12 protein-coding genes are annotated in these 14,919 nt (G+C 63.7%); 2 read left to right on the top strand and 10 right to left on the bottom strand.

Annotated features, from left to right (window positions below; all coding sequences use genetic code 11):
• Positions 1 to 55: 55 nt before the first annotated feature.
• The 9 genes from cynS to A7A77_RS05645 all read right to left on the bottom strand — a co-directional run bounded on the left by cynS (position 56) and on the right by A7A77_RS05645 (position 11,037).
• Complete coding sequence (cynS, locus tag A7A77_RS05685; RefSeq protein ID WP_216635552.1) at positions 56 to 499, bottom strand: cyanase; 444 nt, start codon at positions 497 to 499, stop codon at positions 56 to 58.
• Positions 496 to 2,337: a bifunctional protein-serine/threonine kinase/phosphatase gene (locus A7A77_RS05680; RefSeq protein ID WP_216635551.1), complete on the bottom strand. Its 1,842-nt coding sequence runs from the start codon at positions 2,335 to 2,337 to the stop codon at positions 496 to 498. Before A7A77_RS05680 ends, cynS begins: the two co-directional genes overlap by 4 nt.
• A 34-nt stretch (positions 2,338 to 2,371) precedes the next feature.
• Complete coding sequence (locus tag A7A77_RS05675) at positions 2,372 to 3,202, bottom strand: formate/nitrite transporter family protein (protein WP_066555067.1); 831 nt, start codon at positions 3,200 to 3,202, stop codon at positions 2,372 to 2,374.
• A 26-nt stretch (positions 3,203 to 3,228) separates the two neighbouring features.
• Positions 3,229 to 4,467 (bottom strand): alginate export family protein, encoded by a 1,239-nt coding sequence (locus A7A77_RS05670; RefSeq protein ID WP_066555063.1) that lies wholly within the window; start codon positions 4,465 to 4,467, stop codon positions 3,229 to 3,231.
• Between the two features lie 332 nt (positions 4,468 to 4,799).
• Positions 4,800 to 6,485, bottom strand: coding sequence for an ABC transporter ATP-binding protein (locus A7A77_RS05665; RefSeq protein ID WP_066555060.1), 1,686 nt, complete (start codon positions 6,483 to 6,485; stop codon positions 4,800 to 4,802).
• A 25-nt stretch (positions 6,486 to 6,510) separates the two neighbouring features.
• Entirely contained in the window at positions 6,511 to 7,572 is a 1,062-nt protein-coding gene (locus tag A7A77_RS05660; protein WP_066555057.1) for an ABC transporter permease, read from the bottom strand.
• Positions 7,573 to 7,599: 27 nt separating this feature from the next.
• Positions 7,600 to 9,030, bottom strand: a complete 1,431-nt coding sequence (locus tag A7A77_RS05655) for a CmpA/NrtA family ABC transporter substrate-binding protein (RefSeq protein ID WP_066555055.1) — start codon at positions 9,028 to 9,030, stop codon at positions 7,600 to 7,602.
• Positions 9,031 to 9,259: 229 nt separating this feature from the next.
• The gene (locus tag A7A77_RS05650; protein ID WP_066555053.1) at positions 9,260 to 10,459 is read right to left on the bottom strand and encodes an ABC transporter substrate-binding protein; all 1,200 of its coding nucleotides are present in this window, start codon (positions 10,457 to 10,459) and stop codon (positions 9,260 to 9,262) included.
• Complete coding sequence (locus A7A77_RS05645; protein ID WP_066555050.1) at positions 10,456 to 11,037, bottom strand: ANTAR domain-containing response regulator; 582 nt, start codon at positions 11,035 to 11,037, stop codon at positions 10,456 to 10,458. The genes A7A77_RS05650 and A7A77_RS05645 overlap by 4 nt, the downstream gene beginning before the upstream one ends.
• A gap of 157 nt (positions 11,038 to 11,194) precedes the next feature.
• Between A7A77_RS05645 and A7A77_RS05640 the strand changes: the two genes are divergently transcribed.
• Both A7A77_RS05640 and A7A77_RS05635 read left to right on the top strand, forming a co-directional pair.
• Positions 11,195 to 12,754 carry a DUF4139 domain-containing protein gene (locus A7A77_RS05640; protein ID WP_066555049.1) on the top strand — a complete coding sequence of 520 codons (1,560 nt, stop codon included), beginning with the start codon at positions 11,195 to 11,197 and terminating at the stop codon, positions 12,752 to 12,754.
• Between the two features lie 10 nt (positions 12,755 to 12,764).
• On the top strand, positions 12,765 to 14,363 hold the full coding sequence (locus tag A7A77_RS05635) for a DUF4139 domain-containing protein (RefSeq protein ID WP_066555046.1): 1,599 nt from the start codon (positions 12,765 to 12,767) through the stop codon (positions 14,361 to 14,363).
• Between the two features lie 4 nt (positions 14,364 to 14,367).
• Here the strand turns inward: A7A77_RS05635 and A7A77_RS05630 are convergent, their stop codons facing one another.
• Positions 14,368 to 14,829 (bottom strand): Lrp/AsnC family transcriptional regulator, encoded by a 462-nt coding sequence (locus A7A77_RS05630; RefSeq protein WP_066555044.1) that lies wholly within the window; start codon positions 14,827 to 14,829, stop codon positions 14,368 to 14,370.
• Between the last annotated feature and the right edge of the window lie 90 nt (positions 14,830 to 14,919).

Below are 14,919 nucleotides of genomic sequence, written 5' to 3'. Positions count from 1 at the left end.
CGTTTTTGCATTGCAGCAAGGATTGACGGATCAATCCGCCGCCGCGCCGTGCATGTCACCAGCTCTTGTAGGGCAGGAACTTGCCGGTCATCACGACTTGCACGCGGTCGCCCTTTTCATGGACTATCTTGTTGATCTCCATATCGAAATCGATCGCGCTCATGATGCCGTCGCCGAACTTTTCCTGCACCAGTTCCTTGAACGCCTCTCCGAAGACGCCGGTAATTTCGTACCAGCGGTAGATGCACGGATCGGTCGGCACCTGCTGGGCGAAAAGCTTGGTCGGATACTCGGCCAGAACGATCGCGGCTTCGGCAGGAAGGCCCAGAAAATCGACGACCTTGCCCGCCGCATCGGGCAGCAGGGAATTCATGCCAAGGCAGGCGGACGTGCAGAACACTTCGGACAAGCCCGCCACTTCCGCGATCTCGGCCCATCTCACGTTCTTTTCGCGCATCGCGGCGCGGATCATCGTGGTTACGTCGGCTTTGGTCATCATCGGGCATTCTCCTGTGCTGAATGTTCGATCGGGTGGGCGAGAAACAGGCCGACATCCGGCCGCGTTAGGATCGAAAGCGCCAGCGCCACTGCCAGCACGAGCGCGATCAGCCGCCAGTCGCGCGCCGATCCACGCTCCATCAGCGGGCGGCTATCGGCGACGAGCGAATTGTTGGGATGGGCAAGATCGTAAGTGAACTCGCTCAACTCGTCATAACGCTTCGCCGGATCGATGGCGCAGGCCCGCGCGATGGCGGCGTCCATCCACGCCGGAAAGTCGGGCACCTTGTCGGCGATGGAACGGTATTTCAGCTTGCCCTGCGCAGTGACCGTCGTGGCATTGGCCACGCGCGGGCCATAGGGAAGCTCGCCCGTCACCAGCCGGTATGCGATGACGCCCAGGGAATAGATGTCGCTCTTCGCGCTCGCCCCCGCACCGCGATAGACTTCGGGGGCGGAGAACTGCACCGTACCGGCAAAGGCCGCCTCTCCCGCCGTGCCGGGTGCGATCTCCTCCAGCCCCGCAACTTCCACCGAACCGAAATCGATGATCGTCACCGTGCCGTCGGCGTCGATCATCACGTTCTGGGGCCTCAAATCACGGTGGACCATCTCCTTGCGGTGCAGCGCAAGCAGGCCGCTGGCGATCTGGCGCACGATGTCCCGCACGGTGGCAAGGTCCGGCTCCGGATTGTCGTGCATCCACTCGTCCAGCGTCTGCCCCGCCACATAAGCGGCGACGGAATAGACGAAACCGCGCGGGCGATTGGTTTCCGGCGGGGCCGAAAGCAGGTTCTGGTGCGAAACGCGGCGCATGACCCACTCTTCCAGCAGCAGCGCCGCCATCTGGCCCGCGTCTTCGCCATGTTCGGTGGACGGAACCTTGATCACGACTTTCCGGCCGCCAACGGTATCGCGGGCGAGATAGACATGGCTGCGTGCCCCGCCATACAGCCGCCGCAGGATGCGATAGCCTTCGAAAGTCTGCCCCGCCTCCAGATGCGGCGCGGGCGGCAGCGCACCCTGCCCGCCAACCAGATCGGCGACATCGCCGGAGGGAAGCTCCTCTATCCGCACGATCTGCGCGGTCAGGTTGTCGGTGCTACCGGCTTCGCGCGCGGCTTCGCAAAGCACCATCGCCGCGTCGTCCAGAGAGCGGGATTCGCCGACGATCCGTGCGATCTGCGACGCGGTCAGCGCCTCGCTCACCCCGTCGGTCGTCAGCAGGAACAGGTCGCCCGGCTGGACCGGAACCTGCCGGTAGTCGATCTCGACATGGCGGTTCACGCCCATCGCGCGGGCAAGGTAAGTCTGCCCCCCGCCCGCCGAAACGCGATGCGGTTCGGTCAACACTTCCAGGCCGCTCCCGACGATGCGGGCCACCTGCCCGTCGCCGACGTGGAAGATGTGGGCGCTGCGCGATTTCAGCACCAGCGTCGTCAGCGTGCAGATCATGCCCGCTTCGCGCGTTTCATCGGTCAGCGGACCGGCCTGGCGGTTCTGCGCGTACATCCAGCTGTTCGTGGCCGCGATCACCCGTTGGCCCGAATTCTGCACCGACCATGCGCCCGACGTGCAGTAATAATCGGACAGGAAGCTTTTCACCGCCGTCTGCGCCGCGGTCGCGCCCAGCTTGCTGGTGGAAATGCCATCGGCGATGGCGACGGCAATGCCCTTGGTGACGAGATCGTCGCCCACCGGCAGGAGCATGCCGTGAAAATCCTGGTTTTCCGGTTTCACACCGGCGGTCGAATATTGCCCGACTGATATGGAAAGCCTGCCGGTCATGACGCGGTGTGCATCGTGAAACGAATGGCGGGGAAGGCCGGTTCGGAACATCCGGACTTCCCCGCCAAGCTTCACGCTGCCCCCATCAGGCCGCGATCTTCAGGTCGGCCGGAGTGCGGCTCTTCGACGTGCGATAGTGCGTCGAGTAGAGCATCAGGCCGACGAAAGTCAGGCCGCCGACAAGGTTGCCGAGGACGACAGGGATCTCGTTCCAGATGAAGTAGTCGAGGATCGAGAAGTTGCCGCCCATCATCAAGCCCGAAGGGAACAGGAACATGTTCACGATCGAGTGTTCGAAGACCATGTAGAAGAACAGCATGATCGGCATCCACATGGCGAGGATCTTGCCCGAAACCGAGGTCGAAATCGTGGCACCGACGACGCCGCTGGCAACCATCCAGTTGCACATCATGGCGCGAACGAAGATCGTCAACCAGCCGGCCGCACCATAAGCGGCGTAGCCGACGGTCCGCTGCTCGCCCATCGTCGCGAACTTCATGCCGACCTCATTGGTTTCCGCGGCAAAGCCATAAGTCCAGTAGATCGCCATCATGACCGCGGTGGTCAGCGCGCCTGCAAAGTTGCCGGTAAACACCAGACCCCAGTTGCGGAACACACCGCCCCATGTGCAGCCGGGGCGCTTGGCCCAGACGGCAAGCGGACAGAGAACCATCACGCCGGTCAGCAGGTCGTAACCCAGCAGGTACAGCATGCAGAAGCCGACCGGGAAAAGGACGGCCCCTGCCAGCGGCTGGCCGGTCTGGACGTTGATGGTAACCGCGAACGCGGCGGCAAGGGCCAGCGTGGCACCGGCCATATAGGCGCGGACCAGAGTGTCCTTGGTGGACATCATGATCTTGGTTTCACCGGAATCGATCAGCTTCGGCACGAATTCCGAAGGGGCAAGGTAGGACATCGTCAGTACTCCTTTGCTTTCAGTTTTCAGTAGGCGAAGCTCACCTGGATCCAGAGCTTCTCGGTATCGGTGCCGACGGTGTCGGCGTTGTAGTTGGCGTACTTCACGAGGAAGGGATAACCGCCGAGCTTGAAGCCCAGCGTGGCATCCCATTCCTCGCCATAATCCGCGCCGCCGACATCACTTTCGAACTTGTGATAGGTGAGGCTGGCATTGAGCCCCGGCAGGGCCTTTACGCCGGTGAAGGCGTAAGCAAGCGTGCCGTAGTAATCCTGCAGGCCGGCACCCGGCGTGTTGAGGAAGACATCGGCAAAACCGTTGAACTTGTGCAGCGTTGCCATCGGCGTGGAAAAACCGATGCCGTTGGCGCTGCCGAGCAGTTCGTAGCCGCCCGTGAGCTTCAGCCCCTTGAACCCGACGCCCAGTTCGCCGTTGATGTAATCGGCCGAATAGGGGGCGGTGTGCCCCTTGTAGTCGCCCTGCTTGGCATAGCTGGCGACGAAGCTGACCGAGACCGGCCCCTTGATCGGCAGCTTGCCGCTGGCGATCGCGCCATAAGTCTGGCTGGACGGGGCCGCTTCGCCCAGATCGTAATCGAGCAGATAGGCAAAGGCGGTCAGGTCGATCCCGGCCACCTTCGCGCCCGCGTTCACGAAGACATGGTCGCCATCGAATGCGGTTTTCGCACCGGCATCCATGCCGAAGATCGTACGCTGCGAGTTCGAATAGGTCGCGTCGACATAGGCCGGACCAAACTTCACGACGCCGCGAACCGCGTCGAAAGTCTGGATGTTCTGGCGCCAGCCGACATGGCCCACGAAGCGATGGTTACCCAGCGCAATGGTCTGGCGTCCGACGGTGAGCGAACCGAACTTGCCCGCATAGCCGACCTGCAGCCGGTTCAGCTCAACGTTTTCCGGATCGGCGACGATCGAATAGGGTTCGTTGCCGATGTAGCCGTTATTGCCAGAAATGGTGTCGTTGTAGTCGTCGATGATGGCCAGCGTGCCTTCGGCTTCGGCAAGGAACGAGAAACCGCTCGCCTTGACCTCGAATCCGGCCTCCATGCCGAGAGTCAGTGCATCGGCGTTTAGGCCTGCGTTGTCCTGATCCACCCCTTCGTAACGCAGCACGCCGGAGATGATCGGATCGATGGTGACGCCATCGGCCACTTCGACCGGATCGCCCGCCTTGGCCTGTGCAGTTCCGCTGCAAGCAAGAGCCGCACCCGAAACAACACCAAGCAGAAGTACCTGTTTCCTCATTGCACGTTACCTCCATGTTGCCGGGCGTTTTGATCCCTCTTGACCCGGCAGGTCCCTGAACTGGTTGCGCAGCATCGTTGCCCGCGCGGATGTCGGTGAAAGGCGGGCAGCATCGCCCGCTTGTGTCAGGGCCGCGTGGGAAACGGGCGCCGTTGCCCGTCCCTGCCCCGCGTGACGGGGCGCAGCATGGTAAGTCGGACCGCGCGGGAAACGACGCGGCCCGAAACCGGAGCGTGAAGCCCCGGACGGCATCCTCTGGAAAGGGCCGCCTTTGCGGCTGACCCTGTAAGGCAGGCCGCTTGCGCAGCCCGTTGGTTCAGGCAGCCGTCAGCCTATGCGGCCTTGGCTACCGGACCGTGATCGTATTCGGCGAGGAAGTGCAGCACCTCCTGCCGGTAGTGGTAGAACTGCGGATGCTCCAGCAGCGCCTTGCGGTCGCGCGGGCGCGGCAGGTCCACCTCCAGAATCTTGCCGATCGTGGCGTTCGGCCCGTTGGTCATCATCACCACGCGGTCGGCCAGCAGGATCGCCTCGTCCACATCGTGCGTGACCATGATCGCCGTCACCTTGGTGCGGTTCCACACTTCGACCAGCACGTCCTGCAGGTCCCAGCGGGTCAGCGAATCCAGCATCCCGAACGGTTCGTCGAGCAGCAGCAGGCGCGGGGAAAGGGCGAAAGCGCGGGCGATGCCGACACGCTGGCGCATGCCGTTCGACATTTCCGCCGCCATCTTCTCCTTCGCATCGGCAAGGCCGACCCGGTCGAGATAGTAGTCGACGATATCGCGGCGCTCGGCACGGGATGCATGGGGGTACACCCGTTCCACGCCGAGCGCCACGTTCTGCCGCGCGGTAAGCCATGGCATCAGGCTGGGGGCCTGGAACACCACGGCCTTGTCAGGTCCGGCTGCAGAGATTTCGCGGTTGTCGAGCACGATGCCGCCGCCGCTGATTTCGTTGAGGCCCGCGGCCATCGTCAGAACGGTGGATTTGCCGCAGCCCGAGTGACCGATGAGCGAGACGAACTCGCCCTTGTTCATGATGAGGTTGAAATCGTCGACAACCTTCAGCGGGCCGTTGGGCGTGGGATAGACCTTGTCGAGCTTGAAGAATTCCAGATAGCGGTTCTCGACATTGGTCTTGCCCGCTTCCTGATAGGCCTTTGGTGGGGGTGCGAGATCCAGCGGGGTAACGCCCGGAAGCTGCGTTACGCTTTCGCCCACGGTCGAGCTTTGCGCGTTCAGCGTCGACAGGTAGTTCACGATCCGGCCGCGCAGGGCCTTGAAGTGTTCGTCGTCGTTCACCGCTTCACGGTCGCGGGGGCGGGCGACATCGACTTCAAAGATCTTGCCGATCCGGGCCGAAGGCGCAGGCGTCAGCACGGCGACGCGGTCGGCCAGCAGAAGCGCCTCGTCCACATCGTTGGTGACAAGGATGATGGTGCGCTTCTCTTCCTCGCGGATACGCTCGATCTCGTCCTGCAGCTTGGCGCGGGTAAGCGCGTCGAGGGCCGACAGGGGTTCGTCCAGCAGCAGGATTTCCGGCTCCATGGCAAGAGCGCGGGCGACAGAGACGCGCTGGCGCATGCCGCCCGAAAGCTGGGCGGGCTTGCGATCCATCGCATGGCCGAGGCCGACGAGTTCGACCTTCTGCTTCACCAATGCGGCGCGTTCTGCCCGCGAACGGTCCTTGTGAACGGCATCGACGGCCAGTTCGACGTTCTGCTTCACCGTCAGCCACGGGAACAGCGAGTAGGACTGGAACACCAGGCCGCGGTCGCGGTCCGGCCCGTCGATCGGCTGGCCCTTCAGCAGGATGCTGCCCTCGTCCGGCTTCACCAGACCCGCGATGGATGAGATCAGCGTCGTCTTGCCCGCGCCGGAGAAGCCGAGGATGGCGATGAATTCGCCTTCGGCCACGTCCAGCTCGATACCGCCGAGGACATCGGTCGTGCCGCCGGTCTTGCCGGTATAGCTCTTCTTCACGCCCTGAAGCGAAAGGATCGGCTGTTGCTGCATGGCGATACTCCCTTTCCTGTCGCGATCAGATCGTGCGGTTCTTGGAAACCAGCGCCTGCAGGCTCATCATGATGCGGTCGAGACCGAAGCCGATGAAGCCGATGACGACAACGGCGAACATGATGCGGGCGAGCGACTGGGAAGAGCCGTTCTGGAACTCGTCCCACACGAACTTGCCGAGACCGGGGTTCTGGGCGAGCATTTCAGCCGCGATCAGCACCATCCAGCCCACGCCCAGCGACAGGCGCATACCGGTGAAGATGTAAGGCAGCGAGGCAGGCAGAACGAGCTTGGTCAGCTTGGCAAAGGTGCCCAGCTTCAGCACGCGGCCCACGGCCAGCAGGTCCTTGTCGATGCTGGCGGTGCCGACGGCGGTATTGATCAGCGTCGGCCAGAGCGAGCAGAGCATGACGACAAGCGCCGAGATCACGAAAGCCTTGGGCAGCATCGGGTCCGCGCTGGTGATCATGGCGGAAATCACCATCGTCACGATCGGCAGCCATGCCAGCGGGCTGACCGGCTTCATGATCTGGATCAGCGGGTTGATCGCGGCGTTGAATTTCGGGGAAAGGCCGGCGGCAAGGCCGATCGGCACCGCGACGAGCGTTGCGAGGACAAAGCCCAGCGCCACCGTCTTCAGCGAGGTGAAGATCTGGTCCAGGAACGTCGGCGGACCCGCGTACTCGAAATTGCGGACGCCGGCGGCATTGCCCGCCGCGATCTGCGCGGCGTTGCGGGCATCCTGATCGGCGTAGAACTGTGCTTCGGCATCCTTGGCCGCCGACCATTCCCCGGTCAGGGCGATGCCCTGTTCGAACACTTCTACCGGGCCGGGAAGCGCCCCCAGCGAGGTATCGACTTGCGGTGCGAGCACGGCCCACAGCGCAAGAAAGGCGAGGATGCCGAGGATCGGGGCCACCAGCCCCTTGCCGAACTCCGCCGCCTTGGAGAGGGCGGGGTTCGGCTTCTTCGGATCGGCCGTAGCGACTTCCGCTTCCGGCACCGCGACCTTGCCCGCGACCGAGCCTGCTGCGGCTTCGATGACGGGGGTCTCGGCGTCATGTGCGTCTGCGAATACGGTTGCCATGATCGATAACTCCTGGGGGTACTTGTCTTACTTCACGCCAGCGGCAGTGACGGTCTGGCCCTGCTTCAGGCCGATCGGGAACTTTGCGAGGTAGGCGTTGGGCGTCTTGCCATCGAAAGTGATGCCGTCGATGAAACCGCCCTGTTCGCCGCGGAAACCGTCGGTTTCGGGAACGGAGCCGGCCGGGATCACGCCGTCTTCCACCAGCTTCTTCGCAGCGGCGAGGTAGAGGTCGGGGCGATAGACGGCCTTCGCCTGGTCGAAGTACCACTGGTCGGGATGGTCGGTCGGAATCTGGCCCCAGCGGCGCATCTGCGACAGGTACCAGACCGCGTCGGAGTAGTACGGATAGCCCGCGAACTTGTCGAAGAAGATGTTGAAGCCCGGCGCATCGCGGGTATCGCCCGGCGCGAACGTGAACTTACCCGTCATCGAAGCGGCGATCACCGCCTCGTCCGCGCCGACGTAGTTCGGCTGCGACAGGATCTTCACCGCTTCGGCACGGTTCGCGCCGTTGTCGGCGTCAAGCCACTGCTGCGCCTTGATCATGGCGCGCAGGATGGCCGCGGTCGTGGCCGGATACTTCTCGGCAAAGTCCTTGCGGATGCCGAAGACCTTTTCGGGGTTGTCGTTCCAGATCTCGTCGTCGGTGATGACGGGAACGCCGATCTTCTTCTGGACGGCGGCCTGGTTCCACGGTTCGCCAACGCAGTAACCTTCGATCGTGCCTGCTTCCATCGTGGCGGGCATCTGCGGCGGCGGGGTGACGGACAGCTGGACGTCGGCATCGACAACGCCGGACACGTCGCCATCGGTGTAGTAACCGGGGTTGAGGCCACCGGCGGCGAGCCAGTAGCGAAGCTCGTAGTTGTGGGTCGAGACCGGGAAGACCATGCCCATCTTGAACGGCTTGCCCTGTTCGTTGCGGGCCTTGACGACAGGCTTCAGCGCGGATGCCGAAATCGGGTGCTTCACCTTGCCGCCTTCCATCGGAAGGTCGCCCTTGATCTCGTCCCAGACCTTGTTCGAAACGGTGATGGCGTTGCCGTTGAGATCCATCGACAGCGGGGCGATCAGGTCGGCCTTGGTGCCGTAACCGATGGTCGCCGCGATCGGTTGCCCTGCCAGCATGTGCGCACCGTCAAGCTGTCCGCCGATCACGCCGTCGAGCAGGACCTTCCAATTGGCCTGCGCCTCCAGTTCGACGTTCAGGCCTTCCTCTGCGAAGAAGCCCTTTTCCTTCGCGATGGCGAGCGGGGCCATGTCGGTCAGCTTGATGAAGCCCAGCTTCAGGTTCGGCTTCTCGATCGCGCCGTCGACGACGGCGGCTTGAACCGCGCCTTCGCCCGCGCCTTCCGATCCGCTGGACCCGCAACCGGCCAGTGCGACCGACGCCAGCATGGCCATGACGACACCGCGCCGTTTAAAGGAAACTGCCTTGAACCCGGACTTGCTCATTGCTCTATCGATCCCCGTCAGGCGCGAAACGAAAAAAGCCGCCACGATCCCTCCCCGAACGGGAAGATCGGGCGGCATCGTTGCCACGCAATGTCTGCAAAAAACTCGCTGCGAGGGTTCTTGATCAGCCCCCCATCCTTGGGGAGCGAACCGTCTCGCTGCACAGTATGACTAAGCGATTCGTTGCACCTGCGTAAAGCGGTTTTTGCACCGCAGCACGAATTTTGTTTCAGGCAAGAGAGGCCAGATAGTCCTCAAGTCTTTCGGGATCAAAGGTTTTCCCGTCAAAGAATTTATCCGGCGACATGACCAGTGTACCCTGCTGCGCGCCCACGCCGAGCGGAGAGCCGATGCCGCCCTCCACTTTCGAGCTTGCGCCGGGCAGCGGGGAATCGCGACCGGCAAGCGCGGCGCGATAGACATCGGGGCGGAACACGCCCATCGCCTTCTTCGCCGCGTCCGGGTCGAAATGCGGCGCGTCCCAGCGCACCATCTGGGCATAGAGCCAGCCCGCCTGACTGACCCACGGGAAGTTCGCCGCTTCCCGGAACTGGAACATGAAATCGGGGAAGTGGACGATCTCGCCGCCCTTCACCAGCCGCAGCCTGTCTGAAATCGCGCGCAGGATAAGCTCCTTGTCCGCGCCCACGTAATGCGGGCGCGACAGGATGGCGGCGTTGACGTCCCAGTTGGCCGGATCGACGAAATGCTCGCCCGCCTTGCGCATGGCGATGATCAGCCGCTCGAACGAACCGCGCCGCTCCTCCAGCTTGGCGGTCGGCACGGCGAGGACTTTCTCAACGCCCCTGCGCCAGATCTGCGCCGTGGTCAGCACGATCCGGCCGACTCCGCGTTCGACAGCGACCGAATTCCACGGCTCGCCCACGCAGATGCCGTCGATCTCCCCCGTTTCCAGCGCATCGGCGGCAAAAGGCGGCGCGACGGTCACGATATCGACGTCGCGTTCGGGCTGCACCCCGCATGCCGCCAGCCAGTAGCGCAGCATGTAGTTGTGGCTGGAATGGCGGTGGACCACGCCGAACACCGGCTTGCGCCCCATCTGCGCCACCGTTTCGGCCAGCCGCTTGCCGACATCCGCCGCATTGCCAAGCCCGCCTTCGGGCTGGATCTTGCGGGCCAGGTCGTTCGACACCGTGATCGCATTGCCGTTGAGGCCCAGCACGAACGGCACCGACAGATCGCGCGCGGGCCTGCCGATGCCCAGCGTTGTCGCGATGGTCAGCGGGGCCAGCATGTGCGCGGCATCGGAATGGCCGTAAAGCAACCGGTCCAGCACCGTCGCCCAGCTGAGGTCGCGCACGAATTCGAGGTCAAGGCCCTGCTCGGCGGCAAAGCCGTGTTCCTGCGCAAGGATCGGCAGCGCCGCGTCTACCAGCGGCAGGAAACCTATTTTCAGTCGCTCGCTCAACGCGTTCCTCCCAGCAACTGGTCCGCCATTAGCAGCGCTTCGGCGACTTCGGCAATTCGCTTGCTAGATCGCATCGCCTGGCTGCGCAGTTCCTTGTAAGCTTCCGGTTCGGTAAGGCCGCGGCTGGTCATCAACAGGCGCTTCGCCTTGTCGACATTGGCGCGTTCGGCCAGTTGGCCGCGCGCTTCGGCAAGGTCGGTTTCCAGCCGCGAGAATGCGTTGAAACGCCGTACGGCAAGATCGAGCAGAGGCTTGATCCGCTGCTTGGCAAAACCGTTCACGACGTAGGCGGAAACGCCGGCGTCGACACTGGCGGCAATCGATTCCTCGTCCGATTCGTCGACGAACATGGCGATCGGCCGGGCCAGCGCCTTGCTGACGGCGAAGTATTCCTCCAGCACGTCGCGCGACGGGTTGCCAAGGTCCATCAGGACGATATCCGGATCGAACGCGGCGACGGCGGCGATCAGCCCGCGACGTTCGGTAATCACCAGCGTTTCGCAGTCGTCCATACCACCCAGACCTTCCTGGATGATGGCGGCGCGGGCCGCACTTTCGTCGACGATGGCGATACGCATGGATTGTGCAATGCAGCACGTTCCCAGCCAACGCAAGCGTCACGTGCGTTCAGGGTAGAGCCATCTCCGCTTTCACAGTTTCGTCGCCAGACCGTGCAATACCAGCGCCGGAAGGTTCCGGCTCTATTGGCTGGTTCCTCTTGGGGGAGATTGGAATATGGCAAGTCGATTGGCGCGCGCAGGCGCTATCGCACTGATGGCGGGTTGCGCCGCACTCGTTTCAGGGCCGGTTGCCGGCCAGAACGATCCGGGCAGCGACCCGACAGGCAAGAGCCAGCAGGGCGACGTGTCGGTCACCATTTACAACAACGGGCAGGCGCTGGTGCAGGATGTGCGCCAGCTGGCCATCGCGCGGGGGCGCAGCCGGATCGAGTTTCCCGACGTGTCCGCGCAGATCAGGCCGGAAACACTAAGCTTCGTGGCCGACGGCACCCGCATCGTGGAACAGAACTTCGATTTCGACCTGCTGACGCCGGGCAAGCTGATGGAAAAGGCGGTGGGCGAGACGATCACGCTGATCCGCACGAATCCCGCAACGGGCGCGGAAACGCGCGAACGGGCCAAGGTGCTGTCCGTCGCGGGCGGTGTCGTGGTGCAGATCGGCGACCGGATCGAGGTGCTGCGCGACGATGGCCTGCCGGTGCGCGCGGTATTCGATAAAGTGCCGGAAAACCTGCGCGCCCGCCCGACGCTTTCGGTGACGGTCGATTCCGGCACCGGCGGCAGGCGGCCCGTTTCGCTGCGTTACCTGACCCCCGGCCTTGGCTGGCAGGCGGACTATGTCGCGCTTTATGACGAGGCGAAGGGCACTGTCGACATGCAGGGCTGGGTCACGCTGACCAACAACACCGGCACGACTTTCGAACAGGCGAAGACCCTGCTGGTGGCTGGCAATCCGCAAAGCGAGAGCGTGCGCGGCAACCCGCGCTACGGTCGCGGCTATCCCGTGCCGCCCCCGCCGCCGCCGCGCGCCTATCGCGGCGACGTCGACAGCATGGGCACCGAAAGCGCGGATCGCGAGCGGCTGGGCGATTTCTATCTCTACCCGCTGGACGAGCGCACGACGATCGCCAACGCGCAGACCAAACAGGTCAGTTTCCTCGACACCAGCGGCGTTCCCGCATCGAAAATCTACACCCGCACCGTCGGCTGGATGCAGAGCGACAACGATCCAGTAAAGGCGTCGAGCGAGATTGCCTTCTCCTCGTCCCGCAATGGCGGCCTTGGCGATGCGCTTCCCGCAGGCACGGTGCGCTTCTATCAGCGCGATGCGCGCGGCACGCCGCAGTTCATCGGCGAGAACGCAATCGACCACACCCCGATGGGCAGCCGCCTCAGCCTCCGCACCGGCGATGCCTTCGACGTGGCGGTGGAAGCGACGGTCGTGAACCGCGTGAAGATTTCCTCAGAAGAGTTTGAGCGCACGTCGCGCTATCGCGTGATCGAGAACGGCAATGTGCGACAGGTCGAGGTGCAAGAGGCAAAGACCTTCTACCGCACCACGATGAAGTACCGCTTCACCAACGCGCGGCCCGTGCCGGTGAACGTCGAACTGGTGCAATCCGGACTGGACCACGGCTGGTGGAGCCACGATTTCCGCGTCGTGTCCGAACCGGTCAAGGGCGAGCAACTGAACGTCGACAGGCGCAAGTGGACCGTGCCCGTTCCGGCGAACGGCGATTACGAGATGACCGTCGTCTACGAAGCCCGTTATTGAGGGGCGATCCGTGCGGCGCATCCTGATCCTCCTGCTTTCGTGCGGCCTCGCGGCTCCGGCGGCGGCGCGCGATGTCGTGATGGCATCGGCGCCGGAGAAGATGTCGGTCACGGTCTATCGCGATCCGAACCGCGGCAACGACGCCATGAACCTTTCGTGGCTGAACGGCTTTGCGCTCGTCTCCGAAACGCGCACCGTCACGCTGCCCGCGGGCGAATCCACGATCCGTTTCGACAACGTGGCCGAAAGCATGGTCGCCGTCAGCGCCATCGTCACCGGCCTGCCCGGCGGTACGATCGAGAAGAACCGCAACGCGGACGTCCTCTCCCCCGCTGCACTGGTCGATGGCTCTTTGGGCAACCGCGTCACGATCACCCGCACCGATCCGGCAACGGGCAGGGAAACGAGCGAGCGGGCAAAGGTGATGACCCGCGCCGACGGCGGCATCGTGCTGCAAACGAGCGCGGGGTACGAGGCGGTACGCTGCGCCGGAATACCGGAAAAGCTGACGTTCGACCGCGTGCCCGAAGGGTTGTCGCCCAACCCCGTCTATACCGTCGACACCCGCAGCGAGAGTGGCGGGACGTATACTGTGACCCTGACCTACCTCGCCTCCGGCTTCGACTGGAATGCGCACTATGTCGCGACATTCGCCAAGGCAGGGCTGGAGCGGGAGCGCAAGTTGCGTCTCTCGGCCTGGCTGACGGTGGCGAACGGCAACGGGCAGAGCTTTGCCGATGCCGAGTTGCTGGCCGTGGCCGGCAAGCTGGAAGTGCGCAGCGATTATCGCGGACTGTCGCGCCCGCCGCGCGGGCAGCCGCTGCGCCTCACCTGCTACCCCATCGGCAGCACGGCGGCGGGTATGCCGGAGGGCAGCATCCTGTCACCCCCACCCGCCCCGCCACCACCGCCCGCAATGATGGCGCAGGAGATCGTCGTCACCGGCGCGCGCCGCGAAATGAAGGCGATGGCGGACGAGGCCGTATCCGTCATGGCGATAGAGGAAGCGCTGGGCGACCTGAAACTCTACCGCGTGCCGATGGCGGTAACGGTGGCGGCGAAGTCACAGAAGCAGGTCGCATTTCTCAATCTGGACAGTGTGGAGGGCGAACTGTTCCACCGCGCCGACTGTTCGCCGGATCACGGCCCGCGCGAACAATTGGCCGATGTTGTGATGCGCAGCCGGAACCTTGAAAAGAACGGCCTTGGCCGCGCGCTTCCCGCAGGCGGCGTCACTGTGTTCGAACCCAGCGCATACGGCCCGCTGTTGCTGGCGGAAGACGATGTCGAGGACTATGCCATCGGACAGGAAGTGGAGATCGGCGTGTCCGCTACCTCGCAAGTGAAAGTCACCTGCGCGCTCGGCCCGCGCGAGAACCCTGACGATTACGACCTATACGATGGCAAGGTCCACGCGCTGGAAGCCACCATCGTCAACGGCTCTGCCGAAGCCGCCGAAGTCGAGGTGCGCATCGGCAACCCCGGCCAATGGGAACTGACGAAGCCATCGCGCAAGGCCGCGATGCAGGACGGTTTCCGCATCATCCGTGTCCGCGTGCCCGCAGGCGGCGAACGCAAGCTGGCGTGGACCGTGCGCTACCCCGACTGACCGTTCATTCCACCGGAATGGCGGGGGACGTCTTGATATCCTCCAGCACGACGATCGATTTCACGTCGCGCACGCCGGGAATACGCACCAGCGTCTTCAGCGTGATCTGCGACAAGTGTTCGATATCCCGCGCGGTGACGTGCAGCAGGTAATCCATCTCCCCCGTCACCGCATGGCAGGCGATGACATAGGGGTTGTTCTTTATCTCGCCCTCGAACCCGTCGATGATTTCGTCGCTGTGTGCCTGCAGGTTGATGGTGATGTAGGCATCCAGAGGGAAGCCCAGCTTGCGCGGGTCCAGCCGCGGGGAATAGCCGGTGATGACGCCGTCTTCCTCCAGCTTCTTCAACCGTCTGCTGACCGGCGTGGCTGAAAGCGAAACCCGCTCCGCGATCTGTGCCACGGTCATCCGTGCATCTTCCTGCAGGGCGGCGATGATGCGCCGGTCAAAAATATCTAGAGCCATATTTTCGCTCAGTATGTCCCATGTTATAGTGAATCCATGCAGTGTGATGCATGATCGAGCGCGAATTTGCACGAACAAACCGGCGTCGCG

Origin of the sequence: Croceicoccus bisphenolivorans (genome assembly GCF_001634625.1) — a bacterium.
Classification (GTDB): domain Bacteria; phylum Pseudomonadota; class Alphaproteobacteria; order Sphingomonadales; family Sphingomonadaceae; genus Croceicoccus; species Croceicoccus bisphenolivorans.
Note: the sequence above shows the minus strand (reverse complement) of the source record. Positions and strands in the feature narration are given on the sequence as shown.